The sequence below is a fragment of the Neobacillus pocheonensis genome (genome assembly GCF_050477905.1).
In the GTDB taxonomy this organism is placed as follows: Bacteria; Bacillota; Bacilli; order Bacillales; family Cytobacillaceae; genus Neobacillus; species Neobacillus pocheonensis_A.
Genome location: NZ_JBCNAD010000019.1, coordinates 66,120 through 92,425 on the forward strand (window position 1 = coordinate 66,120; position 26,306 = coordinate 92,425).

The window sequence follows — 26,306 nt, forward strand, 5'->3', positions numbered from 1 at the left end:
AAAAAAGTGTATCTAGGATATACTCGAACGATATTTGTGAAGCAAATGTCCCAACTTTGAAAAAGTCATATTCTTCATACGGGACCACAATTGTCAGATCACATAATTGAGACATATTTGATTCCGTATTACCCGTTATCATTATTTAGGGAATTTCCACTGAGGCCAGATATTTTAAAATCTTCATGTGCGAAACCGAGTTACCAGCATAACTTATAAAAATTGCACAGTCCGTTTTGTCCATGCTTAACGCATTCCATGTTGCTTCCATATATTCATCTGCAATGATTAAGTGTTTGTTAATTTTAATAAACTTATTTTGAAAGCTACGAGCACGAATTTGAGAGTCCCCATTGCCGAAAAGAAAAATTCGGTTGGCATTCATAATAATTTCTACAGCTTTATTTAATTGATTCATGTCCAGTTTCACTAAGGTTTTCCTAATAGTTTCAATCGTCAGATCAGCCATCTTTTTTGCAATATTTATTGGACTATCTGTTGGTAGAAAGGGAAAATTAGGATCAACATGTTCAATAGCATGTTTATTACTTTGTATTTCATGGATTAATGCCACTTTAAAATCTCTATACCCTGAGAAACCTAACTTCTGACAAAGCCTAATAATTGCAGAGTGAGAAGAAAAGGAATACTCTGCAAGTTCTTGAATGTACATATTTGGAACATCCTCTAGATTTATTAAAATGAAGTCAGCAATTCTTTTTTCTGTTTCTGTAAAACCCTGCTTTTGTTCAAGCATCTTTAATAATGTCATTTTTACCTCCATTTTGTTTATCGATATACAATTATTTTATTTATCAAATAGAGCACAACACTCACAGCAAAAGATGAGTACTTTATAGGGCTTCATTACTAATATACCAAATCATCCAAATAAGCTCTTTTTTAAACATAATGTTCAGCCTACTATCACCAAATCAAAGTATTTTTGGACATGAGGTCCCATTTATTTCAAAAGTATTTTCAGAGCTTAACAACTTTCATATAATCAAGCTAATCGAAAAAGATATGGAGGAGTTTTTTATGTTAACTATCGCTTATATCGGAAACGGAAAAAGCACCAATCGTTATCACTTACCGTTTTCATTAAACAATGAAAACATTCATGTGAAAACCATTTATTCACCCCGTAACAACAGTGTTTGGGAGAAGATACCAGAAGTAAATTATGTTAATGATTTAGATAAAGTCTGGAAGGACGATGAGATTCAATTAGTTGTCATTTGTACCCCATTAGAATACCACTATGAGTACGCTAAACTGGCTTTAGATAAAGGAAAACATGTATTACTCGAAAAGCCATTTACACAGACCTCTGAACAAGCAAAAGAGTTATTTGCATACGCAAAAGAAAAAAACCTTTTTATTCAATGTTATCAAAATCGCCGATTTGATTCAGATTTCTTAACAGTACAAAAGGTTATTAGTAGTGGAGTCTTAGGTGATTTACTAGAAGTAGAAATGCACTACGATTATTTTAGGCCTGAAGTGCCTAAGTCTGTAAAATTTTCTAGAGGATTCAGCTATTTGTATGGACACGGATGCCATACGATAGATCAAGTTTTGTCTCTCTTTGGTAATCCTAATACTATTACTTATGATGTTAGACAACTTCTTGGAAAAGGACATATGAATGACTATTTTGATTTGGACTTCTTTTATGATTCAAAAAAGGTTTCTATTAAATCAAGCTATTTCCGTTTGAAAGAACGTCCTAGTTTTGTTGTATACGGTAATAAAGGTGTATTTATTAAACAGACCAAAGATCGACAAGAAGAACACTTGAAACTATTTTACATGCCTACTAACAAGGATTTCGGTATTGATTTACCTGAGCACTACGGCGTTCTAACCTATGTTAATGATGAAGGAAAATATCATGAAGAAAAAGTGATTTCAGAAGTAGGTGACTACGGACGAGTTTATGATGGTGCTTATGAATCCATTATTAATGGAAAAGAGAAAATTGTTAAGGATGAAGAAACAATACGACAAATGGAAATTTTAGAGGAGGGAATCCAAAGAGTAGAAAGTTAAATTCCAATGCTATGGACTCATCGTCATTAATAAAGTTACTTCCCTTTTTTTTCTTGCATAGTATTGTCTTATTCAATACAGCTTGTAGGCCCGTACCAGACACTTAAAAAGGCAACGCCACAGAATAAAGTGTGGTTAGTTGCCTTTCTTTAAAATGAGTTGTGAGATTCACTCCATATGTCCAGATTCCTTGAAAGGTCATGTCATTATATTATGTAGGTTCTCTATATTAAAGAGCAGTAAAGAGCGTCCGCTCATCCTTATACTCCTTTCGTTGCATTACTTTAGGACAAAGCATATGATACTACTATCTTCATGAAAGTCCCAATCCACAAGTATATCTGCAATCGGATTGCTAAAGATTTCTTCAAAACGACCATCACGATGCAGATATGACTTTTCGAGTTCATCCTTGGTGACCATCAGAGTCTGTTCAAATCCCTTGGCAATCAACGCCTTTTCAATTCGCACTAAAATTCCATCTCGTTTTACAATATAAATCTTCGGCGAAATAAAATAGGCTTCTGTTTTCTCAGGTTTTTTTTGCACCAATACACTAATTCTATCAACCTCATCGATTAATGGTTTCAGGTCAACATGAGCACCTTGATTCCGGTCTACAAACTGAGTGACCACATTTTCAAATTGAACTGTTATCATACCTGTATTTTGCTGATAATTCCAATCGTGGTAAAAGGATTCAATGTCCTGTTCAAATTCCAGTTCAAGAATCCCCTTAAATTGGTTAAGAACCGTTTTCATGACGATATTTCGCGAAATATCAATATTATCTGAATTTCCGTTCTCCAACAAAGTAGATTCTAATGGAGACATGAATCCCCTGATGTAAAAAACCAGAAACCTCTCATTTGCAAAAGCAAAACAGGATTCCGGCCCACGCCCAAAACTTTTCCTTAACAATTTACTTGTTAAACTGCTAATATCCATTAGCTTTTGTTGCAGTGACAAAGACATCAGTGCTACGACCTCACTTTCCTCAATGCAAAAAAATACTGCCTGACATTATCATGCCCTGGCAGTAAATTCTTTATTTAATTAGTATAGCCTTTGTTGAAAATGAAGATTAAATAACTTCTATTTTTTTTAGGATCCCACATCATAAATAAATCTTCAATCAACCGATTAAACATTTCTTCAAATAATTCTCGATGCTGATAATACCCTTTTTTCATTTCCCTAGCATTGGTTAATAACAAGTCAGAACTCCCTTGCTCAACTAGCAAATAATCCAGTGGAAGCATAACCTCTTTTAATTCAATCGCACAGATATTATGGGTATACTTAACAACCTTGAGCTTGCTGGGGATTTTATGAAGCTTTACGCCAACTTGTCTAACTAATTGAAATAACTTCCTCTCAAAGCTTTCATCTATCTTAACATCTGGATTAAAACTATTATTCACTAATAGTAAGATACCTGAATTAGAATTATAGTTCCAATCTTGATAGAGGGATTCAAAGGGAATTCCTAAAAATTGCGATGCCTCACTTAATAATTCTTCTGACAAGGCAGTAATGACCTTGGACCGATATTTCATCACTAAATTATATTCTTGTTTGACCGTTAAAATTTCCTCAGCAGGTGTCATAAAGTTTCCGATATAAACATATAATCTGTTTGCTCTTAAAACTGCAAAACAAGTTTCAGGACCTTTTCCAAACCCCCGCTTTATAATTTTACTAAATGAACTGCTGAGAGACACCAAATCTTCTTGAGTTGCAACCATTCAAATCCCCCTTAAAAAAATAAAATGGCCTAACTTCACAAAAAGGAAGTTAGGCCACAGTTAGGACGACTATAAATATAGTTTCCACTATTTACCATCACAATGTGTTATTGTTTATTTTCAAAAAAATCTTTAATACATTTTGAAATAACTAATGACTGCAAGACATTAGACAAACAATATTATACTATCATAAATAAAGGATAACAACAAAATTTAGAAGAAAATTAGAAAATAATATTTATTTTAGTGAAGGTAAAGGCAATTTAACATGAATGGAGGTTCCAGTTGGATCACTTTCTATGTATATATCTCCTTTATGTTCCTTAATAATTTGCCTGCTGACTAACAGGCCAAGCCCAGTGCCATTTTCTTTTGTTGAAAAGAAAGGCTGGCCAATTTGGTTAAGAAGCTCCGGCGGAATACCGGAACCCTGATCACTGATGCAGATTTTCACTATCCTATCAACAATTGGACTCCCATGTATATGCAGAATTCCCCCATCTGGCATAGCCTCAATAGCGTTTTTTATATAATTAATAAAAACCTGCTTCAATTGGTTATTATCACCCAAGATACATGTATTCGTAAAATCAAATTGTTTTTCTATGTGAATATTATTTAAGTGTGCCTGAGGTACCATTAAGGTAATAACTTGATCTAATAATACTTGGAGATTTACACTTTCATATTTTTGCTTGGATGGTTTTGCGAGCACCATTAATTCTTTGAGAATGATTTCAATTCGATCAATCTCAGAATTTATGATTTGAAAATAGACTTTACTACCGTCGTACTCTCCCATAATTAATTGTAAAAAGCCTTTGATGGCTGTAATTGGATTGCGAATCTCATGGGCAATACCAGCTGCCAACTGACCTGCAGTAGCTTGTTTTTCCGACAGGCGAGATAAACTATTAATTAAGGCATGATGCTCTTTTTCACGTTCCGTAGTAAGCCTATTTTGTTTTATGGACGTAATATCCTTTAAGACTAGATACGAACCAAGAAAATCTTTTTCAAAAAAAATGGGCATGGAGGAAATGTTAACATCTAAGATACTTCCTTCAATTACTTGTACTTGGGCATCGAAATTATCGAGTCTTCCCTGTTCTCTGCCTTTAAAAAAGGTATGCCCTGGTGCTAAGAAGTCTGTATTAAACAGTTTATTTAATGATAATTGTTGTAAAGTATCTCTTGAATAACCCAATAGCGGTTCACACGCATGGCTTGCATATTCAATGTTCCCATTCAAATCAATTAATATAAACGCATCACGATTTTTAGATAGGATCGAGAAGTCCCTATCCAAATTCGTATCTCTATACACTTTTAAAAGAACTCTTTTACTGTCGCTTCCATGGATAATGATAAGGCAGACCCTCCTTTTTTTATTTTCTGAAATAAAAAAGCCACAGTATTAAGTAGGTGTTACCCTCCCTCTTACTGTGGCTTTAAAATCTAGCGTCTTATTCTAGAATTCGTTTCCAAAAAGATTTCACTTTTCACTTCATTTTTTCAAATAGAATAGAGCATTAACCCTATATCCATAATAAATATATTATATTTTTAGAATTTTAGCAATAGTATATCTAACTATTCTTCCCGTCCCATCAATATTCCTTTCCAAAGTTATCCAGCAACGCACGTACTTCATCTGTTGATTTCGTGTTCATCAATTGATTTCTTAATTCAGCAGCTCCAGGGAATCCTTTGACATAAATTTTGAAAAAGCGATGAAGCCCAGTGATTGAACGTGGCAGTACTTCCGCATATTGATCTTGAAGATCAAGCTGCAGTCTTAAAAGATCAAGGTATTCCTTACTGCTATGCTCTTTTGGCTCTTTTTCAAAAGCAAAAGGATTTTTAAAAATACCTCGCCCAATCATAACGCCATCAATACCATATTGTTCAGCAAGCTGCAGCCCAGTTTGACGGTCAGGAATGTCTCCATTGATTGTTAGCAGCGTATTTGGTGCGATACGGTCTCGTAAATTTTTGATCTCCGGAATTAGCTCCCAATGCGCATCTACTTCGCTCATTTCCTTTCTTGTCCGTAAATGAATAGAAAGGTTCGCAATATCTTGTTTTAAAATATGCGTTAGCCACTCCTTCCACTCATTGACATCCTTATCGCCAAGTCGTGTTTTCACGCTGACAGGCAGTCCGCCCGCTTTTGCTGCTTGAATAAGTTCTGCCGCAACGTCTGGACGCAGAATAAGTCCACTACCTTTCCCTCTCGATGCCACATTCGGTACAGGGCAGCCCATATTAATATCGATGCCTTTAAATCCTAGATCTGCCATGCCAATACTCATTTGACGGAAATATTCGGGATTATCCCCCCAAATATGTGCCACCATTGGCTGTTCATCTTCTGTAAAAGTCAAACGTCCACGCACACTTTTCATGCCCTCTGGATGACAATAGCTATCCGAGTTTGTAAACTCTGTGAAAAATACATCCGGTCGACCGGCTTCACTTACTACGTGACGAAAAACAACATCTGTCACATCTTCCATTGGTGCGAGCACAAAAAATGGTCGTGGTAAATCACGCCAAAAATTATCTATCATTTTAAACTCAAATCCTCTCACTATGGATACAACTTCAAATTCTCAGTTATACCAATTCCAACCGCGCGACCGCTTCACAATGGGCTGTATGTGGGAACATGTCCACCGGTTGTATATATTTCACTTTGTATTTGGAACTTAATACTTGAATGTCTTTTGCTAAAGTGGATGGATTGCAAGAAACATAGATGAGCTTTTCTGGTTTTACTTGCAAAATCGTTTGGATTAACTGGCCGTCAAGACCCGTTCTTGGAGGGTCGACAACGATTACTTCCGGTTTCCATCCTTTTTTTACCCATTTCGGTAGGACTTCTTCCGCTTTTCCAGGTACATATTTTGTATTAGTAAACCCATGTCGCTTCGCATTTTTCTTGGCATCCTCTATCGATTCAGGAATGATATCCATTCCGCGTACTTCAGCCGCCTGATCCGCCAGCCATAAACCGATTGTTCCGACACCACAGTAGGCATCGACCACTTTTTCAGTTCCTGTCAGCTCAGCTGCCTTTTTCACTTCATTATAAAGCTTTATAGTTTGAGTAGGATTTAGCTGAAAAAATGTTCGTGCTGATAACTCAAATTGCAGGTCACCTAATGTTTCCTGAATAAAATCCTCTCCAGCGAGCTTTAGTGTTTCCTCACCAAAAATAAGTGAAGTCTTTTGACCGTTAATATTTTGAACAATTGATTTTATATTTGGAAGACGTTTTTGGATTTCTTCAATGATTTGTTCCATTTTTGGTAGCTCTTTTTGTGATGTTATTAGGACGACTTGAAGTTCACCTGTTTGCACACCCACACGAGTAACAATGGTCCGAATAATCCCCTTCCGCGACTTTTCATTATATATAGGAATCCGTAATTCCTCTAAAATTTGTTTTACCTTAGCTGTCGCTTCGTTTGTTTGCGAATGCTGCACTGCACATTGGTCAATATCAATCAATTGGTGTGAATTGAGTCCGTAGAGGCCCGCAAGTACTTTATTATCTTTTTGACCGACTTGGAAACTGCTTTTATTTCGGTAGCCCCATGGCTCTTCCATACCAATTGTTTGCCGAATATCGAGTTTGTCAATTGCGAGCTTTGTATGCCGCTCTAAAGATTGAATAACAATATCGCGTTTTTCTTTTAGCTGTTGGTCGTAATGTAAATGCTGAAGCTGGCAGCCGCCGCATTGGTCGTAAACCGGGCAAAGCGGTTTTACGCGATGAGGTGACTGAGTGCGGATTTTTTTTATCTTTGCTTCCGCAAATTTGGGGTGGACCTCTGTTGCTTCCACGACCACTTCTTCACCCGGTAGGGCCCCAGGCACAAACACCACTTGCTTTTTAAAATATCCAACACCCTCGCCGTTAATGCCGAGCCTTTTGATTGTGAGGGGAAAAGTCTGTTTTGGTTCAATTTTAATACTTTGTACAGTTTTCATAGGTTCAACTCCAAATTATTCAATGCTTCTCCATAAGTACAGGGAGGCGTAGCTTAAATAGGGCTCCCAGTCTTTTTTATATTCTTCCATTTCTTCAAAGGTTGGTTTTTTCGCTAATTGGTAAAGTTTTTTGAGTCCATTTTGAATGCCTATATCAGCCAGCGGAAAGAGGTTTGGCCTTCCGAGGGCAAATAAAAGGAAGTTTTCGACTGACCACTTGCCGATACCACGGATACTTGTTAATCGTTGAAAAATCTCTTCATCGGAGTTAGCCTTTAAAGCATCAAGGTCTAGGCCGTTTTCAACGATTTCTTTTGCGATGCCGATAATGTATTCCGCCTTCCTCGTGCTGAATTGCAATTCCCTAAGCTGATCTATTCTGAGGTTTGCCGCCATTTCAGGTTGTGGAAAAAACCAAACACCATCAATTTCATAGCCGAAGGTTTTGACGAATCGATCGGTTAGAGTATAGGCAAATGTCATATTAATTTGCTGGTGGATAATGCATTTGATTAGACTTCCAAACAGGTCGAAATCGAGCACAAGAGGCGTCCCTTTGAACTGATTAAATAATTCCTTGAGGTCCGTCTTCTGAAAGTGGTTATGGATAGTTTTCAAAGAAACATTCCATTGAAAAATTTCAGAGACCCTTTGGATGGCCGCTTCTTTGTTGTTTTCTCCTTCGATGAAGAAGGCGGGATGATCGATTGTCCCAATTGCCGTTACATCGACTACTTGTGATGTTTCGCCGATTACGATTGGAACTCGTATCGTTCGTTTATCTAAGTCTAATTGTTTTAATGGATCTGGCGCATGTCTTTGTAATACACTGTCAAAATTAAAAGGTCCAGCAAAATGGAATGTCTCTTTCCACACAGGAAGTTCCGTCCTTTGTTATTTTTCCCCGTATTATAGCATGAAAAATAACTAAATGGGAAAAACCGAATTCCAGGTGAAATTCGGTTATTTTAATTTATCTAAGCTTTTGAATTTATAGCCTTTCTTTTTCAAGTCTTTGATGGCTTTTTCAAGGGCATCGGCGTTATCTTCCGAAATGGAATGTAGTAGGATAACACATCCAGGATGGACTCGACTCATTATATTGTCATAGGCGTATTGCCAGCCCCTCTGGTTATTTACATTCCAATCAACAAAGGCAAGCGACCAGAAAACATGAGTAAAGCCTTCCTCCTTCGCAATCTGCATCGTTCTTTCGCTAAAAACGCCACGCGGCGGGCGTAAATATTTCATCTCTTTTTGCCCTGTTATTTCTTTTGTCTTTTCCTTTACTTTTTGAAGTTCTCTGCGGATCCTATCGTCATCTACAGCTGTAAAATCTGGATGGTAGTAGGAATGGTTGCCGATGATATGCCCTTCCTTGACCATTTGTTTTGTGAGCTCAGGCTGTGATTCTAAAAAGTGCCCTGTCACAAAAAAGGTCGCTGGTACTTTTTCTTTTTTTAACACTTTAAGAATTTTAGGCATATATCCATTTTCATATCCGCTGTCAAAGGTAAGGTACAAGACTTTCTTTTTAGGACTTCCCTTATAAAATGCCCCATATTTCGCTAGAAGCTCATCATATTCTTCGCCTGCCTCTGCTGGCTGTTCGTCCACGGCTTTTTTAAAGCCCCAATGAATGGGCTTATTAGAAACGGCTGCGCTGGCTGATGCCGGCACAAACAAAAACAGCACCAATAAGCTGCCGATCAATTTTTTCATCCATGTTCCCCCTATTTTGTTTTTTTTATTGTTTGTTTTTGGAGGGAAAAGATGATTAGCATTTATAGGAAATCTTTTGGTTGATGGTAAATGCGTCCTCTTTTTGTACCTGTATAGGGAAGATTTAGTTTAGGTAGATTTGATGTGATTGTTCTGGATGATGGCATGAGAAGAAATTTCCGTATTTCAGGATTGTTAAACGAGGGCTTAATTAGCAGAAAATAGTGGTTAATCCCATTTAAAAAAGCATCTTTTGAAAATAGTAGGCATTTTGGGCATATCCAGCATGCTCTTTTATAATCCATTGGGATGTACAAACATCTTGGACATTGAACTCCAGGAATCAGCTCTTCCCCTTTAATTTGAAAATAATTAAGGATATCAATTTTTTGTGGAGTATGTTGTTCTAATAATAATTTTATCATTTGCTTAAGTGTGTTTTTAGTAATCCTATTTTCACTATATTTTTCTTCTAGTTCGTCTACTTTAGTTAACAAATTATATGCTTTGATGACTTTTTGCTCCGCTTCTTTATAACCTGGACTTATTAAAATTTCGGTAGAGGGTTTGCAAACTGAAACAAGGTTTTCTATTGGAATTTGAGATATTTTATATTTTTCAAATAAATATCTTAATGAAATTTTATGCCTGTTTATTTGTGCTATTGGATTTTCATAAACCTCTCGATTTCCTCCATATTCGTGGATTAATTGATTTTTCTCAAATCGCAATGTACCAGAATGATTTTTTGCATCGAGAATTAGAATAAATTTTTGAGAAAGGAGGAGGGCATCGATTTGGAAGAAAGTATTGCCTATAGGGAGACGTAGGCCGTGAAAGATATGATATTTATGGTCTGGAATTTGTTCTAGATAATATTTTAACGTCTTTTCTCCATTATATCCGGATTTAAAAATCCTAATTTTTGACCTGATTTCTGTCATCTTAACATGGGTCTCTGGTAATCGGCTTTCTAAAACTTCGGCCTGAAGTAAGAAAGTGGGGGGAGTAAGTTCTTTTTCAACCAAAATTGATTCCTCCTTAAAGTAGTATTTTTTAATAATTCCAATAGAACTGTAGATACTCCTACTTAGTTTAGTCATCTATTTTGACAGTTTAGTGAAAGTTTCTTGATTAATGAAATATAAAATGGAATTTTAACTAAAATCCATATTCTTATTACATATTTTTGTTCACTTATGACATATTTTCAGCTACTTACTACCTATTTTACAAAACTTACGACATTTAATGGAAAACAACTGGAAATCACACTGAAATCAGATTCTTATTACATATTTCTGCTCACTTATGACATATTTTCAGCTACTTACTACCTATTTTGCAAAACTTACGACATTTACTGGAAACCAACTGGAAATCAGACTAAATTCCAGATTCTTATTACATATTTTTGCGTACTTATGACATATTTTCATTCACTTACTACCTATTTATCAAAACTTACGACATTAACTGGAAACTAACTGGAAACAAAATCATATTAATACCTACATTTGCTTACTCACAAGTTTAATTCACAAAAAAAGATAGACGCCTCAAACCAGCGTCTACCTCACACACCAAACAACATCCTATTTAAATACCGGCTCCTTAAATTGAGCTAATTTTTCCAACGATGATTTATCTACATCAGCGTGCAGACTGTTGCCGTGAGAATCCATTGTAACTACAGCTGTGAAGCCTTCTACGCGAAGATGCCACATCGCTTCAGGGATACCAAATTGCATTAAATCAACGCCTTCCACGCCTTTTATGCAATCTGCATAATACTGTGCCGCGCCGCCGATGGCATTCAAATACACACCGCCATGATCATGAAGAGCTGCCAACGTCTTAGGTCCCATTCCACCCTTACCGATTACGGCGCGAATGCCGAACTTCTTCATAATGTCACCTTGGTAAGGCTCCTCCCGAATACTAGTTGTTGGCCCAGCAGCCTTCACGTGCCATTTGCCATCTTCATCCTTCAGCATAACCGGACCGCAGTGATAAATAACCTGACCGTTTAAATCAACTGGTGCATCATGATCGCTCAAATATTTGTGAATCGCATCGCGGCCAGTATACATTAAGCCATTAATCTGAACCACATCGCCGACTTTAAGCGAGCGAATTTGTTCCTCACTAATAGGAGCTTCTAACGTAATCACGCGCTCTGAAGCAGATGCAGATTCCTTTGAAGCACCCTCACCTTCTTCGGCAAAATCAATAAACTCACCTTCTTGATAGGCCCACTCATTAATTTCGCCGCTAACAGCATCCACGCTAACGCCCATGCGGCGGAATGCCCAGCAATTGTACGCAACAGAAACATAGAAACTAGCAGGGATACGGTTCATAACTCCCACTTTACATCCAAGTAAAGTCGCTTCTCCTCCAAATCCCATCGTTCCAATACCTAACTTATTAGCGTTTTCCATTACATACTCTTCTAAAGAACGAAGCTCTTCAACAGGGTTCACATCATCAACAGAACGGAATAATTGCTCTTTAGCTAAATCGTAGCCTGAAGAACGGTCACCGCCGATACCCACACCAATGAAACCAGCGCTGCAGCCTTGGCCTTGTGCTTGGTAAACAGAATGCATGATACATTTGCGAATACCATCAAGGTCGCGTCCGGCACGGCCTAGACCCTCTAATTCACACGGAAGGCTGTATTGAATGTTTTTATTTTCACAACCGCCGCCTTTTAAAATCAAGCGGACATCGATGTAATCTTTTTCCCATTGATCAAACTTGATAACTGGTACACCAGCACCAAGATTATCACCACTGTTTTCTCCGGTTAAGGAATCTACAGAGTTCGGACGTAATTTACCTTCTTTTGTTGCCAAAACAATCGCAGCCCTGATTGCTTCTTTTATTTCTAACTGGTTCACACTAACTGGAGTTTTAATTTTAAAGGTTGGAAGACCTGTATCCTGGCAGATTGGCGATACTTGGTCGTCAGCCATTTTTATGTTGTTTGTAATCGTGGCTAGGCTCATTGCCGCACTTGTGCCGGCGTTTTCTTTTTCCTTCGCCGCTTTAACAGCACGACGGACGTCCTTTGGAAGTTTGGTAGATGTTTCAACAATCAGCTTGTACATACTTTCTTGAAATTTTGCGATATTCACTTCGAGTTCCCCTTTCCCGATGTTCCCCAAAATTATTCTATTTAAATTTTACAACTTTTCGACTTTTTTATTATACTCCTCTAGGCAATAGAATTAAAGGATTAGCTTGCAAACGAATTCATTGTAACATTTCCAAAGGCTCTTTTCGTAAACTTGGTTGCTTTTGGAACTTAATAAGGTTCATTTACTTAGTTTCTAAGCAATTTTCGCAATTGTTCTTGCGAAAAGATGCCACGAATCTTCTTGAAATACGGATTGATTAACTTATACGAAAAACAACAATCTATGTGAAAATCGCCTTTCCAAAAGAAAAAGAGCCTGCTATTTAACAGACTCTTCAGCTTCACGGTTATTAAATTCTCTGCATTTTGATTCCATATCATCAAGCAGCGAAATTAAGCGATCGATATCCTCTAAATCAGCATCTTCAGGATCAATCGCATCAAGTACATCAATAAACATATTTAAGCGGTGTTTTAAAAAATCAACCTGAGAATTTTTATCTTGTACTGGGTTACCCACGAAATTCGCTCCTTCCACTAACTTTTTCATACTATCGAATATTTAATACAATATCAATATTTTACTCTAAAATGACTCCCACAAAGTTATTGAAGGAGTCATTTTAGTCGAATTATCTTGGCCGTTCAGAGGCAGCGAAGCCAAATGAAACATAATCCTGAACAGGAATCCAGGCTCCAATGCCCTGTGAAGTCACGTTTTTGATGACAATAAACTTGCGATTTCCTTTTAGCATTAAATAGACTTCACCATAAGTTACCTTCCCTTTTTCATTTACTCCTGGTGCATACGCATATAAGTAGCCTAAACGATTAGGAGGAATGTTATAAATATGATCATTTTTTGTACCTGAACCGATAATTGTCTCAAATGAAAGTGGAAGATGGGTCTTATCCATTGCTTTTAAAAGCATCATCTTTTTGACGTCTTCAGCATTTGGTATTTTGGCTGTCAGGCCGCCTCTTACAATTTTTTGAGCCTCTTGTACATACTTAATCTGATAAGGAACCTTACCGCCACGATTATCAAAATAATTTGTATTAATCTTTTGATACTCCCAGTTCGGGGAGGTTTCTGTTGATTCGTAATTTAAAGGCCATTGGCCTAGGTAAACAATTGCGCGGTATCCGATTGCAAACGGAGTGCTATTAATACTAGACTCATTGAGCATGCGGATTAAATCAGGATTCTCAATTTTGACCCTCGATGTTTTGATTAACTTTTTAGTCAAATCACTTGGCTGTAAAAATGGCAAGTCCTGTGTTGAATTGGGGTACGTGTTTTCTTTTGTAATATTACGTACTGATGCAGGAACTTGATATTTAACAGGATTTTTTTTCACCGCCCCAGCTTTCTCAGCAAAAGCAGACGGAATAATAGTTAGCATTAATAACAGTGTCATAAGGATGGAAACATTTTTCCTCACAGTGTTAGACTCCTTTCACTAGTAGCATTAATAAGGTCTGCTCATAGTTTTTTCGGAGTCTCCAAATATTATCCATTCACTTTAGTAAATTTCAAATCTTTCGCTTGTAGGCGTTGCATTAATTTTTCAAAAAATGGAAAAAATAGTTGAATTGCCGGTCCTACGGCAAAAGTAATGATAATCGTTCCGTAGGAAATAGGTCCGTTTAAAAAGAAGGCAGGAATTAAGGCGGTAATTTCGCCAATCGTTTTGGCAAGCATTAAATTCACACGAAATCGTTCTTTAATAGCCAACATGAAATTATCGATTGGACTCTGTGGAAATCTGGCCTGTAAATAGATAGAGGCTCCAAATCCAATAATGAGAATACCAATTAGCAGCATAGCCAGTTTAGCAATGAGCAAGTTAACGGAAAATAACTCCAAAAAAGTCCCTAGCCAAAAGTCAACTAAAGTACCAATCACAACAATTGTTAAAAGAGAAAGAACATCCGGCCTTTTTTTTAATAATATTGACACCAGGAACATTAAAACGACCCCATCAAGCATAACCCATTTCCCAACAGATAATCCTACTTTTTCAGTTAGGGCAACATTTAGAGCATCCCATGCACCTACACCAATATCCGCTACTTTTATGGTCATACACACACCGAAGGTCATGATAAACAAACCGATGATAAAAAATAAAAATCGAATAAAGAATTTCATGTTTCGCTCCTTAGAAAAAGTAATAAAAATGTAATAATCAGAACATTTACAAAATTCTATTTTTAAATTATAATTAGGGTAACCTTTCAAAAAAGGAGGGCTGTAATCAATCTGCTGGCGAATTATTGATATTCATTAAGGAGGTTGGGATTCACTAATAATATGACATTCAACACTCGTGTTTTATCAAATTATAACTAAACATGAAGGTTGGTGATCGATGGTCCCAAGAAAAGCGATTGATTTTTTACCCTTTTAAAATGGTGCCGTTTCATTATAGCACATCGGTTATGTTTTACCCCGTACATTAATAAAGTAGGTTAAGTTGAAAAAAGAGACTCTAAGCCGAAGATTGGCTTAGAGTCTTTATTTTTGAAAGCGACACCATCTAGAGTAGAAAAAAACCAATGCCCATTATGACATATGCGGCAAGGAGGGTTAGGCCTTCAAACCAGTTTGTTTCTCCGTCATTAGAGATGACGACCATTAATAGCACGGAAGATACCATTGCAATAAGCTCCGGCCAGCTGAATATTAATGGCATGGATTGATTAAAAAAAAGCGAGACAATTACAAGGACAGGTGCAACAAACATTGCAACTTGTAGTGTCGAACCAATCGCAATCTCCACCGCAACATCCATTTTATTTTTAAATGCCATTAAAACAGCTGATGCATGCTCCGCTGCATTCCCGACGATGGCGACGATGATGACCCCGATAAATAGTTCAGTCCAACCAAACGATTCTGCTACAAATTCAAATGTATGGACTAAGTGCTCGGAGATATAGGCGACGATAATTGTCGCAATGGCGAGCACGGCAATCGCCTTCCACTTCCCCCACTCTGGTTCCTCTTCATCATGTGTATCAATATCATTTGTGGTTTGGTATACCCCTCGATGAGTCACCAGTTTGAAAAATAAAGCTGCTAAATAAAGAACGATTAGGGTACTGGAAATACCTACGCTTAGGGTTAGCGTTTTTCCCTCACTCATGTTCAAGGTAAATACTGCTGGAATAACAAAGGCTACGATTACGGCAAACATTAACAACCCAGAATTATGACGTGCATCATAAACATTAAATTCCTGTCGCTTATATTTTAATCCTCCTATAAAAAAGGAAAGTCCCGCAACAAGCAGCAGGTTGCCTAATACTGAACCAGTCAAGGAGGCCAATACAACTCCTACAAGTCCTGCCTTTAAGGCAAAAATAGAAATAATGAGCTCAACAGCATTTCCGAAAGTAGCATTCAATAAGCCGCCGATCCTTGGTCCCGCTACAATTGCCAGGCTTTCAGTCGCTCTACCCATAAAGCTCGCTAAAGCAATAATCGTTAAACAATAAAGAATAAAGAGGATACCATTTGACCAATGCATTAAAGTTCCAATAAAAGATAGTGGAACCCCTATTAAAGTCATCAGCATAAAGATTTTATTTGTCACCGCATTCCCTCCATAGTTTAGTTTTTATCCCGAATCTTTTTCTACTACATATTTTCTTTCCAATTGCACCACAATTAGCCAAAAAAAGAGTATCATTTTTTGGAAGTCAAAGGCAACATTTTTCTTGCATTAGACTAATCTTCTCGATACCATCATGTAAGGACTATGAAATAAGAGGAATGTATGATGAATAAAAATTATTTACGTTTTTGGATCCTTGTCAGTATTGTAGCCATTTCCGGTTTTTCGCAGGGGATGCTTCTGCCGCTCATTGCGGTTATTTTCGAAAAAAGTGGTGTATCGTCTTCATTAAATGGATTCAATGCGACTGCTCTTTATATTGGAATTTTGCTTGTATCGCCGTTTATGGAGATGCCCCTAAGAAAATATGGTTATAAACCAGTAATTATTCTTGGAGGAGGACTTGTTGTTGTTTCGCTGGCCTTATTTCCACTATGGCCATCCTTTTGGTTCTGGTTTGTTTTACGAATGCTAATTGGAATCGGCGACCATTCCTTGCATTTTGCGACCCAGACCTGGATTACTTCCTTTTCCCCTGCTGAAAAAAGGGGACGAAACATTTCCTTATATGGATTGTTTTTTGGGATTGGTTTTGCCACTGGACCTTTAATGACTCCATTGGTTAATGTCAATGAGGCTCTTCCTTTTATCGCTTCATCTATTCTTTGCTTAATAGGCTGGATATTCGTATTCAGTTTAAAAAATGAACTACCTGAACAAGTAGTAAACATTAATTCGTTTCTTTCAACGATTAAACAATTCAAAAAGGCGATAAAATATGGCTGGGTCGCTTTTTTGCCGCCATTGTGCTACGGCTTTTTAGAATCATCTTTAAACGGGATATTCCCTGTGTATGCCTTAAGAATGGATATTAATGTTTCTAGCGTTTCTCTTGTTTTATCAGCTTTTGCCATTGGCAGTATCATTACCCAGCTGCCCCTTGGGATGTTAAGTGATCAATACGGTCGTAGAAACATCTTAATGACAGTTTTATTTTTTGGTTTTATCAGCTTTACGGCAGCGAGCTTTCTTGAGCATTCCTTTATTGGTCTTTTTATAGCCTTCCTCATTTCTGGAATGGTTGTAGGCTCTACTTTTTCGCTTGGGATCAGCTACATGACTGATTTAGTACCCCGAAACCTATTGCCGACAGGTAATTTATTATGTGGTATCTTTTTTAGCCTTGGCAGCTTGAGTGGTCCGATTATCGGCGGACTATTTATCAAGTTTTTCCAAAATGTAAGTTTTTTTCATATTATCAGTACACTTCTCCTTACACTTTCTTTCGTAATCTTTACATTTGGGAAAAAAGCTCCCATACTCACAGAGCAAGAAAATTAATTGGAGCAAATTCATATCTTAAGCATAAAATGTATGATAAAATAAAATTAAATATAAATAAAGAATTTTTCTAGAAAGTGCTGTCATCACCAAGGTGACAGCTTTCGTGTTTTTTCAGGGTAATGATTTTGATTATTTTTCTCAATTAGAATTTAATCTTATCAATTAGAAGGTCCGAGGGGGGAGAATCAATGAGTTCTGAAGCAAAGTCTCTAACAAAGGGAATACAAAAGGTAGGAGTAATTGAAAAAATAAAACCACATGTCGAATTGATTGCAGCCATTTTGAGTGGTGTATTAATCGTCTCTGGGTGGCTGCTTGATAAAAGCGGACAGGGGGCTGATTCCATCATCGCCTATCTGCTTGCCTTTATAATTGGCGGGTTTGCCAAAGCAAAAGAAGGCATCGAAGCAACATATGAAAATAAAGAACTAAACGTGGAAATGCTGATGATTTTTGCTGCGATTGGTTCAGCGATGATTGGCTACTGGACGGAAGGAGCTATCCTCATCTTTATTTTTGCAGTCAGCGGCGCCTTAGAAACCTACACGATGAATAAAAGCCATAAAGAGATTTCATCGTTAATGAAGCTCCAGCCTGAAGAGGCACTTCTTATTACGAACGGATATGAAGAACGGGTTCCCGTTTCGGAGCTACGTGTTGGAGATAGCATCCTTATAAAACCAGGTGAACGGGTACCATCAGATGGAACAATTATCAAAGGACAGACCAATATTGATGAAGCCGCAATTACTGGAGAGTCAATGCCAGTCTCTAAAGGGGATCAGGCAGAAGTATTTGCCGGCACGGTCAATATGACAGGCTCCATAACTGTACGGGTCACAAAAGCAAGCCATGATACCCTATTTCATAAAATCATTCAGCTTGTCCAATCCGCTCAAAGCGAAAAGTCACCATCACAGCTTTTTATTGAAAAATTTGAAGGAACATATGTAAAAGTTGTTCTCATGGTTGTACTTGCAATGTTTTTCCTACCACATTTTGCCATTGGCTGGAGCTGGCATGAATCCTTTTACCGAGCAATGATTTTATTGGTTGTCGCCTCCCCTTGTGCACTTGTCGCATCGATTATGCCTGCCACACTTTCGGCCATTTCGAATGGTGCGAAGCATGGAATTTTGGTAAAAGGCGGCGTACATCTCGAAAATTTGAGTCATATAGAAGCAATTGCATTTGATAAAACCGGAACGTTAACAAAAGGGAAACCGGAAGTCACAGAAGTCATTGTTAAGGAAGGGTTAGATAAAGAAGCACTTGTATGGAAAGCCGCATCCATTGAAAGCCATTCAAATCACCCGCTTGCACAGGCAATTGTCAAACATGCGAAGCACCACATAAACAAAGATCTTTTTCATCCCGATAGTCTTGAGGATGTTCCGGGCTGGGGTGTTAAAGCAGAAATAAACGGCGTACAATGGAAAATCGGAAAGGCAGCTTTTGTTGGAAAAGAAAATGTAGACCGTTTTGCTGACGGAAAAGCCAAAGTGTTAGCTGGTCAAGGAAATACGCTTGTTTTCATTGAAATTAACGGCGAACTAGTTGCCATGATTGCTTTAAAAGATGTTGTCCGCGATGAAACAAAGCTAGCCATTGACCATTTAAAGAAACAGGGTATTCGTACTGTAATGCTTACTGGTGATAGTGAAAAGACGGCCCGTGCTATTGCAAATGAAAGCCATGTCGATGAATTTTACTCAGAATGTTTACCTGAAGAGAAAGTAGAGCAACTAAAGCATTTGAAAAGAAAATATAAAACGGTTGCGATGGTGGGTGACGGCATTAATGATGCTCCAGCCTTAGCGATTGCCAATGTTGGTATTGCCATGGGAGAGGGAACTGATGTTGCCCTTGAAACGGCAGATATCGTCCTTATGAAAAATGACCTGCCTCGTATTTCGGAAGCCATTCGTCTTTCTCAGCGGATGAATAAAATTATTAAACAAAATGTTGTATTTTCGATCACGGTCATCATGCTTTTAATCTCATCCAATTTCTTTCAAGTGCTTGATTTGCCATTTGGGGTCATTGGACATGAAGGCAGTACCATCCTTGTCATTTTGAATAGTCTCCGTCTTTTAAAATCATAAAGAGGACCGGGTGAAGCTTTCACCCGGCCTTTTTATTTCATTTAATGATATCCGTTTGAACCATTGGCAGATCCAGAAGTTTTATTTCCTTTACTGCCTTTGCCTTTTTGCTTCGTGCCGCCGTCTTTTTTAGTATGCTTGGTCATCTCTCTACCTCCGTTTATGTTGGGTCAAACCCATTTATAGTTTTGACAGAAAACCTATTTTCATAAAGGAAAGTATTAGCAGTTGGTTCGATTTTTCTCACTATAAAAAGCATTAATTTCCCCACCTAAAATAATAATAAAGGCGGATATGTATAACCAAACCATCAACACGATAATGGTTCCAATACTCCCATAAGTAAGCGAATAGTTCCCAATATTACCAACATAAAAAGAAAAGCCCATCGAAGAAATAATCCATCCCAATGTCGCAAAGGCTGCTCCGGGAAAAGCGCTTCGGCAACGTAATTTCACATTTGGTGCTACCCAGTACAAGCCTGTAAAAATAAGAAATAAAATGATGGCACTAACGGCCAAGCTTAACGTATCCCACAGCTTTATAAACTGGGTGGTATACCCCAACTTTGAAAATAAAAACAAGCCAATTTCCCTTCCGAATATCGGCAAAATAATGGCGAGGATAAACACAAAAATCATCCCAAAGGTTAATAACACAGCCATACCTCTTGAGACAATAAACGAACGGCTTTCTTTTACATTGTAGGCTTTATTAAAAGCCCTAACTACAGCGTTAATGCCATTAGATGCTGACCAAATCGTCCCGATAATCCCAAAGGAAAGCAAGCCGCCGCTGCGATGATTCATAATATATTTCACATTTGTTTCGATTAGGTCCATTGCCTCTGTCGGTGCAAAATCCCTTATCATCCCCAACATATCTTCATGAGGAATTGGGATATAAGGCATTAGCGTGAATATGACGATAAGGAGTGGAAACAAGGAAAGAAGAAAAAAGTAAGCCAATTGAGCACTTAATCCTGGAAGGTCATCTTCTTCGATTCGATGCCAAAGCAATCTTAGCAATGAAGAGCGTACATTCGCTGTCTTTTCCACGTCCTGCTCTCTCCTTTTAGTAATTTTTTAATCTTCTACCCTTACTTCTTTTAAAAGTTCCTCTTCTTCACTTTTTGAAAACGAATCCTTTGTTTCTTTGACGATCTCCGTCACCTGAGGTGTTAATTCGCGTAGCTCCTCCACCTTATCGACAAGATAGGAAATATCCTCACTTACTTGCTCAAATGTTGATCTTAACTTTCCAGCGGTTTCTCCGGGGTGACGTACAATATAGGAAACCTTACTAGAAGTTTTTTGAACGTTTTCTTTCATAATCTGCCTGGTATGTTTATCAAGTAAGCTAAGCGCTCCCCCCGCGAGTGCACCAAGTAACATACCCTTCCAAAATTGATTTTTCTTCGTCATCTTAACCTTTCCTTCCTTATCTCTAATTATCAGTGAATCCTTTATTAATGAAAATAATACCAAAAATACTATCCATCATTTATTTTGCTTTATTCACGCTCCCTAAGCAAGTCCATCCGCTAACTTTATAGAAAGGTTTTGTATTGACATATACTTTTTAACATGAAAAGATGATATTAATATTTCGGAAAGGGTGACCGGAGTGAATTTATCTCAAAAATCTGTTGAGAATGTTGAATTTATGATCGAACAAATAAAGGAAAAGTTGAAAGTATTAAACCTAGGAGCAATTAAACCCTCACACTTTGATGAAGAAATGTACGAGGAATTAAAAGAAATTTATGAAATGGTACTACGAAAGAATTCGTTTAGTCCCAATGAAATGCAAGCTTTGGTTGAAGAATTAGGAAGTCTCCGCAAAAAATAAAAAACAGATCGCGATGATCTGTTTTTTATTTTTCCTGATCAGTTAATATTATAGGTCCGTCTTTGGTTATGGCAATCGTGTGCTCATATTGGGCTGAATATTTACCATCGATGGTCCGAGCTGTCCAGCCATTGTTATCCATCTTCGTTTGGTACCTGCCGACGTTTACCATCGGTTCAATTGTAAAAACCATTCCTTCCTTAATCCGGGGGCCTTTTCCCGGCAGACCGTAATGAGGAACATCAGGTTTTTCGTGGATTACCGTTCCAATACCATGTCCAATAAAGTCGCGAACAACCGAAAAACCTTCACTTTCAACGTATTTTTGAATGGCATGTCCTATATCCCCAATCCGATTGCCAGGAACTGCCTGCTCAATCCCTTTGTATAATGCTTCTTTAGTTACGTTTAATAAATGGTCTGTCTCCTTTGAAACCGGGCCAACTGCATAGGACCACGCCGAGTCTGCCAAGGCTCCATTGTAATTGACCACCATATCAATGGTAACAATATCTCCTTCTTTTAATGCGTCTTTCCTAGGAAACCCATGGCAAATTTCATCATTTATGCTTGCGCAAGTTGCAAATTCATATCCTTTATAACCCTTTTGCTCAGGGGTGGCATTATGTTTATTTAGAAATTGTTCGACGAATTGATCAATTTCCCAAGTTGTAATACCTGGCTTAATGAGTTTGGCGATTTCTTTATGACAGGCAGCCAGTATTTCTCCCGCCTTTTTCATAGCTTCAATTTCCCGTTGTGATTTAAGTACAATCATGTTGGGGTCCCCTTCCTTTTTGTTTAATTTTATGTATGTAAAGCAATATAGTTCATTAATGAAGCATACTTATGTAAAAATTATACTTTATGACTAAATTGGCAACACTATTAATATTAACTCTATCCATTTATTTTTTCAAAATTACTTTAGTACTATGAAAACTTTCTCAACGTTCAAAATATCGTCATAATCGTTCGTTCGTAATATGGTACTTTTCTATTCTTTTTGGTAGAATTAACGTATATATAATAATAATAGGTGTGTGAGGCTCAATGATTGGTGACCGCGTAAAAAAATTTCGCTTAGAAAAGAAAATGTCACTATCCGAACTTGCTGAGCAAGCGGGTGTCGCTAAATCTTATTTAAGTTCACTTGAAAGAAACCTACAAAAAAATCCTTCAATTCAGTTTCTTGAAAAGATTGCTTCTGTATTAAATCTTCCAGTCGAACATTTAATTCATGAACAAATTGATAAAACTGAGTTAGATAGTGAATGGATGAATATCGTTCAGGAAGCCATGAATTCCGGTGTATCAAAAGATCAATTCCGTGAGTTTCTAGAATTTAATAAGTGGCGAACTAACCAAAATAATAACCAATAGGGATTTTAGTTTTATTAAAAGAAAAAGCATTCTACAAAACATGACGTTTTTTGTAGAATGCTTTTTTGATACTAAATATGTACTCAGATGTTCTTGGTTATTAACTCATTTAGCTGATTTTGATTGAGGAACTCACGAACTTCATCTAATGATAATCCTAGCTCTTTTGCTTCAAAAATAAGTGCCAACCATTCCTCATCGATGACTTCCATTTTTCTTTCTGTAATCACCATCGTTTTCACCCCTAAAATACATGTCGTATTCCAGGTAGCCCGGCCATCCTAGAAAGCAAATGCTCACCTTAGACCCTCGGCTTTGCGTCCCTATTTTTCAATAGGTTTGCCCTTTTCTGTTTCGAATGAACCACTCTCATCACAGGCAATCCAACCATCACCCAACTTACCTAGGCCTAAATACTTAATCGTTATCGATATGTTCATTATATATAGTCCATTTATAACAGGGTGTTGGATTTTGTCATTTTATTCTAATTTTCTAACATTTTTTTTTTACAAATAATTCTATAATCCTACAAAAAACTTCCAGAATTCTTACATTTCTAGGTTCGATAATAGAAAAAGGGAAGAAATCAACGTCGAAATTTTCACCCTTTTCCAAATAAGCCTTACTTTTTTAATAAACTAACAGAAATTAATCCCGCTTTTTTATGCGCAAAACATTTGTCTAAATTGTGACAAATAACATATAATGTAAACAACATATAAATATGCTTAATATTATTAATATTCCAATAAATTTGGGTGGTGAAGTTCCATGACCTTTATTCATGTCTTAAACTTCTCAATTCCGATTGCCTTTATGGTATTTGCAGGGTTTATGCTTGACCGAATATGCAAACCTGCAAAAACAGAAGAAAAAGCTGGCGAAGAGTGAACTTGTATAACTCCCATCGCGCAGCTTTTTTTATTTTAGCTTATTTTGCATCTTTAACTCATAATTTTTAAAAATAGAGGAATTCGTCTTTACCCCTCGTTTGGACATTAACTGATTGAAACGAATTAGTTTCTCATTCAATTTTCTTTGTAGGTTTTCTCTTTCACTTATTTCATCTGTTTTTTTAATTAAATCCTCAATTGTCATTAATTCCTGCCGTAAATGACTTTCGTCCTGTGTATAACCTGCATTTTTCAACATTTTATAAGCCATCCGCAGCTCCTCAGGAATTCCCGATAAATCCTCTAACTGCATTGGCTTACCGAGCCCTGGAAGATTTTCGAACTCACCATCTTTATAGGCTTTTTTAATACGGTCTTCCGAGACAATATGAAACATATCCATGCTAACGCCTCCTTTTTACCATATATCTAAGTTAATTATATCAATTTTTAATTTAGATTTAAAAGCTGCGCCTTTTCGTACAAGTAATTATTTCTATTCTGTTGGGGAATGCTACATGCATAAACGAAAGGAGTGTTAAGTTTGGCTCGTGGAGAACATTTTAACCACAAAAGAAAACACCATCCCGGTGAGTTTCCTCAGAATAGCCTTGCGGAAAAGCATGGGAAGGAAGCCATTGGCGATGAAGAATTCATTGTAACTCAAGAAGCATTTAAAAATAGAATTGAGGAAGATGGCGACCGCGGAGATACAGCCCGCATACTGCCAAATCAGACAGAGTAAAAAGGCGTGAGCAATTCACGCCTTTTTTACCTTTAATATGTTTCCTTTAAGCTCCTAACCATCTGTGAAAATTCAATATCTTTAAGCCACTCGGATGCCTTTTCAATATCTTTAGAAAATACACGGTCCTGAGTAATCGCAGGCACTTGTTCACGACCTTTTTCAAAAAACATTTTTGTGTGTGTTGCCATTTTTTCGATACCGCGGAATTCTACTGCCTGCATCGCACAAATCAACTCAATCGCAAGAACCTTTCTTGTGTTTTGTATGATTTGATAAGCATGTCTAGAAGCGATGGTTCCCATGCTGACATGGTCTTCTTGATTCGCAGATGACGGAATTGAATCCACGCTAGCTGGATGGGCAAGAGTTTTATTTTCTGAAACAAGTGAAGCAGCTACGTATTGCATAATCATAGCACCTGACTGCAAGCCTGGTTCAGGACTTAAGAATGGCGGTAAATCATTTAATTGCGGATTGATTAATCGCTCGATCCTTCTTTCAGAAATATTGGCTAACTCCGCAACGGCAATTTTCATAAAGTCCATGGCAAAAGCAATCGGCTGGCCGTGGAAGTTTCCTCCTGAGATGACCTTTTCCCCATCATCGAAGATTAACGGATTGTCTGTAGCAGCATTCATTTCAATTTCTAATTTCTCTTTTACATAATCAAGAGCCTGCCATGATGCTCCGTGGACTTGTGGGATACAGCGAAGAGAATAAGCATCTTGGACTCTAAGCTCGCCTTGCATTGTCGTTAATAAACTATCACTTAAATACTTGCGGATTCTTGCCGCCGTATCAATCTGTTGTTGATAACCTCTCGCCACATGTACTTCTTCGGCAAAAGCATCGATAATTCCATTTAATCCCTCAATTGTCATGGAAGCAATAAGTTCGCTTTCGTGTGCCAACTGTTCTGCCTCTAAATAGCCGACAACTCCCATTGCCGTCATTGCTTGAGTACCGTTTATAAGTGCAAGCCCTTCCTTCGCTTCAAGTGTAACTGGAAGGATTTCTTCCTGTTGCAGTGCACAAAGGGCATCTATACGATTTCCCTTGTAAAAAACTTCGCCTTCCCCGATTAAAACTAAGGCAAGATGTGATAATGGCGCTAAATCGCCGCTCGCTCCAAGCGATCCTTGCTGTGGAATGACAGGGATAATATCTTTATTTACTAATTCAATTAGCTTTTCAATAACAAGTGGTCTGATTCCTGAAAAGCCCTTTAAAAGTGCATTAGCTCGAAGAAGAACCATTGCTTTTGCTACAACCTCAGGAAATGGTTCGCCGACACCGCAGGCATGTGAACGAATTAAGTTAAGCTGTAGATCCTGGACATGGTCTTTGTCAATTAATACATCACTAAACTTACCAAAGCCTGTTGTAATTCCATAAACAACCTTTGATTCTGCTACAATACGTTCCACTGCTTCTCTGCTCTTTGCAGCAGCTTCCATACTTTGTTCTGAAGCGCGGACCTTTTGCTTGCGAAATAAAACATCCTTCATTTGCTCTAACGTTAAACTATTACCAGTAAGTGTAATCATTTTTCTCTCTCCTCTAATACTTTAGTATAATAAAGAAAGAGGCTGGATTCCTTTTCAGATTAGATAAGGAGTCCAGCCTCTTTTATGAATATAACGGAATATTGAACGATTTTTTTGTGATGCCTCATAGGTTATCA

General features: G+C 37.5%; 26 protein-coding genes and 1 riboswitch. Of the genes, 6 read left to right on the plus strand and 20 right to left on the minus strand.

Annotation, left to right across the window (positions count from 1 at the left end; genetic code table 11):
* Positions 1-145 precede the first annotated feature (145 nt).
* The gene (locus ABES02_RS09950; protein ID WP_430133693.1) at positions 146-772 is read right to left on the minus strand and encodes a MurR/RpiR family transcriptional regulator; all 627 of its coding nucleotides are present in this window, start codon (positions 770-772) and stop codon (positions 146-148) included.
* Positions 773-1,041: 269 nt separating this feature from the next.
* Between ABES02_RS09950 and ABES02_RS09955 the strand changes: the two genes are divergently transcribed.
* Complete coding sequence (locus ABES02_RS09955) at positions 1,042-2,055, plus strand: Gfo/Idh/MocA family oxidoreductase (RefSeq protein ID WP_430133696.1); 1,014 nt, start codon at positions 1,042-1,044, stop codon at positions 2,053-2,055.
* 279 nt (positions 2,056-2,334) lie between these two features.
* On the opposite strand, the gene ABES02_RS09960 is transcribed toward ABES02_RS09955, so the two are convergent.
* The 13 genes from ABES02_RS09960 to cax all read right to left on the minus strand — a co-directional run bounded on the left by ABES02_RS09960 (position 2,335) and on the right by cax (position 16,274).
* Positions 2,335-3,030 (minus strand): Na-translocating system protein MpsC family protein, encoded by a 696-nt coding sequence (locus ABES02_RS09960; RefSeq protein ID WP_430133699.1) that lies wholly within the window; start codon positions 3,028-3,030, stop codon positions 2,335-2,337.
* A gap of 77 nt (positions 3,031-3,107) precedes the next feature.
* Complete coding sequence (locus tag ABES02_RS09965; protein WP_430133701.1) at positions 3,108-3,803, minus strand: Na-translocating system protein MpsC family protein; 696 nt, start codon at positions 3,801-3,803, stop codon at positions 3,108-3,110.
* Between the two features lie 241 nt (positions 3,804-4,044).
* Positions 4,045-5,133, minus strand: a complete 1,089-nt coding sequence (locus tag ABES02_RS09970) for an ATP-binding protein (RefSeq protein WP_430133703.1) — start codon at positions 5,131-5,133, stop codon at positions 4,045-4,047.
* A 283-nt stretch (positions 5,134-5,416) separates the two neighbouring features.
* The gene (locus tag ABES02_RS09975) at positions 5,417-6,379 is read right to left on the minus strand and encodes a tRNA dihydrouridine synthase (RefSeq protein WP_430133706.1); all 963 of its coding nucleotides are present in this window, start codon (positions 6,377-6,379) and stop codon (positions 5,417-5,419) included.
* A gap of 46 nt (positions 6,380-6,425) precedes the next feature.
* Complete coding sequence (gene rlmD, locus ABES02_RS09980; RefSeq protein ID WP_430133709.1) at positions 6,426-7,805, minus strand: 23S rRNA (uracil(1939)-C(5))-methyltransferase RlmD; 1,380 nt, start codon at positions 7,803-7,805, stop codon at positions 6,426-6,428.
* A gap of 15 nt (positions 7,806-7,820) precedes the next feature.
* On the minus strand, positions 7,821-8,681 hold the full coding sequence (locus ABES02_RS09985; RefSeq protein WP_430133711.1) for a DNA-3-methyladenine glycosylase family protein: 861 nt from the start codon (positions 8,679-8,681) through the stop codon (positions 7,821-7,823).
* A gap of 87 nt (positions 8,682-8,768) precedes the next feature.
* Positions 8,769-9,527 (minus strand): delta-lactam-biosynthetic de-N-acetylase, encoded by a 759-nt coding sequence (pdaA, locus tag ABES02_RS09990; protein ID WP_430133714.1) that lies wholly within the window; start codon positions 9,525-9,527, stop codon positions 8,769-8,771.
* Positions 9,528-9,589: 62 nt separating this feature from the next.
* Entirely contained in the window at positions 9,590-10,555 is a 966-nt protein-coding gene (locus tag ABES02_RS09995) for an NERD domain-containing protein (protein ID WP_430133717.1), read from the minus strand.
* Between the two features lie 567 nt (positions 10,556-11,122).
* Positions 11,123-12,664, minus strand: a complete 1,542-nt coding sequence (locus ABES02_RS10000) for a fumarate hydratase (protein WP_430133794.1) — start codon at positions 12,662-12,664, stop codon at positions 11,123-11,125.
* A 327-nt stretch (positions 12,665-12,991) separates the two neighbouring features.
* The gene (locus ABES02_RS10005) at positions 12,992-13,192 is read right to left on the minus strand and encodes an SE1561 family protein (protein ID WP_430133719.1); all 201 of its coding nucleotides are present in this window, start codon (positions 13,190-13,192) and stop codon (positions 12,992-12,994) included.
* A gap of 112 nt (positions 13,193-13,304) precedes the next feature.
* Positions 13,305-14,093, minus strand: coding sequence for a YfkD family protein (locus ABES02_RS10010; RefSeq protein WP_430133797.1), 789 nt, complete (start codon positions 14,091-14,093; stop codon positions 13,305-13,307).
* 92 nt (positions 14,094-14,185) lie between these two features.
* Positions 14,186-14,827 carry a YczE/YyaS/YitT family protein gene (locus ABES02_RS10015; protein ID WP_430133722.1) on the minus strand — a complete coding sequence of 214 codons (642 nt, stop codon included), beginning with the start codon at positions 14,825-14,827 and terminating at the stop codon, positions 14,186-14,188.
* A 388-nt stretch (positions 14,828-15,215) separates the two neighbouring features.
* Entirely contained in the window at positions 15,216-16,274 is a 1,059-nt protein-coding gene (gene cax / locus ABES02_RS10020; RefSeq protein WP_430133725.1) for a calcium/proton exchanger, read from the minus strand.
* 186 nt (positions 16,275-16,460) lie between these two features.
* Between cax and ABES02_RS10025 the strand changes: the two genes are divergently transcribed.
* Both ABES02_RS10025 and ABES02_RS10030 read left to right on the plus strand, forming a co-directional pair.
* Positions 16,461-17,636, plus strand: a complete 1,176-nt coding sequence (locus ABES02_RS10025; RefSeq protein ID WP_430133728.1) for an MFS transporter — start codon at positions 16,461-16,463, stop codon at positions 17,634-17,636.
* A gap of 191 nt (positions 17,637-17,827) precedes the next feature.
* On the plus strand, positions 17,828-19,744 hold the full coding sequence (locus ABES02_RS10030; RefSeq protein WP_430133731.1) for a heavy metal translocating P-type ATPase: 1,917 nt from the start codon (positions 17,828-17,830) through the stop codon (positions 19,742-19,744).
* Positions 19,745-19,965: 221 nt separating this feature from the next.
* Here ABES02_RS10030 and ABES02_RS10035 read toward each other — a convergent pair whose 3' ends face one another.
* Together ABES02_RS10035 and ABES02_RS10040 are read right to left on the minus strand one after the other, a co-directional pair.
* Positions 19,966-20,802, minus strand: coding sequence for a YihY/virulence factor BrkB family protein (locus tag ABES02_RS10035; protein ID WP_430133733.1), 837 nt, complete (start codon positions 20,800-20,802; stop codon positions 19,966-19,968).
* 27 nt (positions 20,803-20,829) lie between these two features.
* The gene (locus ABES02_RS10040) at positions 20,830-21,168 is read right to left on the minus strand and encodes a YtxH domain-containing protein (protein WP_430133736.1); all 339 of its coding nucleotides are present in this window, start codon (positions 21,166-21,168) and stop codon (positions 20,830-20,832) included.
* Positions 21,169-21,370: 202 nt separating this feature from the next.
* Between ABES02_RS10040 and ABES02_RS10045 the strand changes: the two genes are divergently transcribed.
* On the plus strand, positions 21,371-21,595 hold the full coding sequence (locus ABES02_RS10045) for a DUF1128 domain-containing protein (protein WP_430133738.1): 225 nt from the start codon (positions 21,371-21,373) through the stop codon (positions 21,593-21,595).
* Positions 21,596-21,620: 25 nt separating this feature from the next.
* Here ABES02_RS10045 and map read toward each other — a convergent pair whose 3' ends face one another.
* Positions 21,621-22,373, minus strand: a complete 753-nt coding sequence (map, locus tag ABES02_RS10050; RefSeq protein ID WP_430133740.1) for a type I methionyl aminopeptidase — start codon at positions 22,371-22,373, stop codon at positions 21,621-21,623.
* Positions 22,374-22,648: 275 nt separating this feature from the next.
* Here map and ABES02_RS10055 point away from each other — a divergent pair, with 275 nt between their 5' ends.
* A complete protein-coding gene (locus ABES02_RS10055; RefSeq protein WP_430133742.1) occupies positions 22,649-22,978 on the plus strand; it encodes a helix-turn-helix domain-containing protein in 330 nt (109 codons plus the stop codon).
* 83 nt (positions 22,979-23,061) lie between these two features.
* Here ABES02_RS10055 and ABES02_RS10060 read toward each other — a convergent pair whose 3' ends face one another.
* Entirely contained in the window at positions 23,062-23,211 is a 150-nt protein-coding gene (locus ABES02_RS10060; RefSeq protein ID WP_430133744.1) for an anti-repressor SinI family protein, read from the minus strand.
* A gap of 30 nt (positions 23,212-23,241) precedes the next feature.
* A riboswitch (cyclic di-GMP riboswitch) is annotated at positions 23,242-23,332 on the minus strand.
* 570 nt (positions 23,333-23,902) lie between these two features.
* Positions 23,903-24,277 (minus strand): DnaJ family domain-containing protein, encoded by a 375-nt coding sequence (locus tag ABES02_RS10065; RefSeq protein WP_430133746.1) that lies wholly within the window; start codon positions 24,275-24,277, stop codon positions 23,903-23,905.
* Between the two features lie 132 nt (positions 24,278-24,409).
* Here ABES02_RS10065 and ABES02_RS10070 point away from each other — a divergent pair, with 132 nt between their 5' ends.
* Positions 24,410-24,619 (plus strand): hypothetical protein, encoded by a 210-nt coding sequence (locus ABES02_RS10070; protein WP_430133747.1) that lies wholly within the window; start codon positions 24,410-24,412, stop codon positions 24,617-24,619.
* 32 nt (positions 24,620-24,651) lie between these two features.
* On the opposite strand, the gene hutH is transcribed toward ABES02_RS10070, so the two are convergent.
* Positions 24,652-26,169, minus strand: coding sequence for a histidine ammonia-lyase (gene hutH / locus ABES02_RS10075; protein ID WP_430133749.1), 1,518 nt, complete (start codon positions 26,167-26,169; stop codon positions 24,652-24,654).
* Positions 26,170-26,306 lie beyond the last annotated feature (137 nt).

Excerpts from the sequence above, each read along its gene's own strand:
- ABES02_RS10025 (WP_430133728.1), top strand. The coding sequence starts at position 16,461 with ATGAATAAAAATTATTTACGTTTTTGGATCCTTGTCAGTATTGTAGCC.
- ABES02_RS10040 (WP_430133736.1), bottom strand. The coding sequence starts at position 21,168 with ATGACGAAGAAAAATCAATTTTGGAAGGGTATGTTACTTGGTGCACTC.
- ABES02_RS10060 (WP_430133744.1), bottom strand. The coding sequence starts at position 23,211 with ATGGTGATTACAGAAAGAAAAATGGAAGTCATCGATGAGGAATGGTTG.
- ABES02_RS09955 (WP_430133696.1), top strand. The coding sequence starts at position 1,042 with ATGTTAACTATCGCTTATATCGGAAACGGAAAAAGCACCAATCGTTAT.
- hutH (WP_430133749.1), bottom strand. The coding sequence starts at position 26,169 with ATGATTACACTTACTGGTAATAGTTTAACGTTAGAGCAAATGAAGGAT.
- ABES02_RS09960 (WP_430133699.1), bottom strand. The coding sequence starts at position 3,030 with ATGTCTTTGTCACTGCAACAAAAGCTAATGGATATTAGCAGTTTAACA.
- ABES02_RS10065 (WP_430133746.1), bottom strand. The coding sequence starts at position 24,277 with ATGGATATGTTTCATATTGTCTCGGAAGACCGTATTAAAAAAGCCTAT.
- ABES02_RS09975 (WP_430133706.1), bottom strand. The coding sequence starts at position 6,379 with ATGATAGATAATTTTTGGCGTGATTTACCACGACCATTTTTTGTGCTC.
- ABES02_RS10015 (WP_430133722.1), bottom strand. The coding sequence starts at position 14,827 with ATGAAATTCTTTATTCGATTTTTATTTTTTATCATCGGTTTGTTTATC.
- rlmD (WP_430133709.1), bottom strand. The coding sequence starts at position 7,805 with ATGAAAACTGTACAAAGTATTAAAATTGAACCAAAACAGACTTTTCCC.
- ABES02_RS10030 (WP_430133731.1), top strand. The coding sequence starts at position 17,828 with ATGAGTTCTGAAGCAAAGTCTCTAACAAAGGGAATACAAAAGGTAGGA.
- ABES02_RS09965 (WP_430133701.1), bottom strand. The coding sequence starts at position 3,803 with ATGGTTGCAACTCAAGAAGATTTGGTGTCTCTCAGCAGTTCATTTAGT.
- ABES02_RS09950 (WP_430133693.1), bottom strand. The coding sequence starts at position 772 with ATGACATTATTAAAGATGCTTGAACAAAAGCAGGGTTTTACAGAAACA.
- pdaA (WP_430133714.1), bottom strand. The coding sequence starts at position 9,527 with ATGAAAAAATTGATCGGCAGCTTATTGGTGCTGTTTTTGTTTGTGCCG.
- ABES02_RS10010 (WP_430133797.1), bottom strand. The coding sequence starts at position 14,093 with ATGACACTGTTATTAATGCTAACTATTATTCCGTCTGCTTTTGCTGAG.
- map (WP_430133740.1), bottom strand. The coding sequence starts at position 22,373 with ATGATTGTACTTAAATCACAACGGGAAATTGAAGCTATGAAAAAGGCG.
- ABES02_RS10055 (WP_430133742.1), top strand. The coding sequence starts at position 22,649 with ATGATTGGTGACCGCGTAAAAAAATTTCGCTTAGAAAAGAAAATGTCA.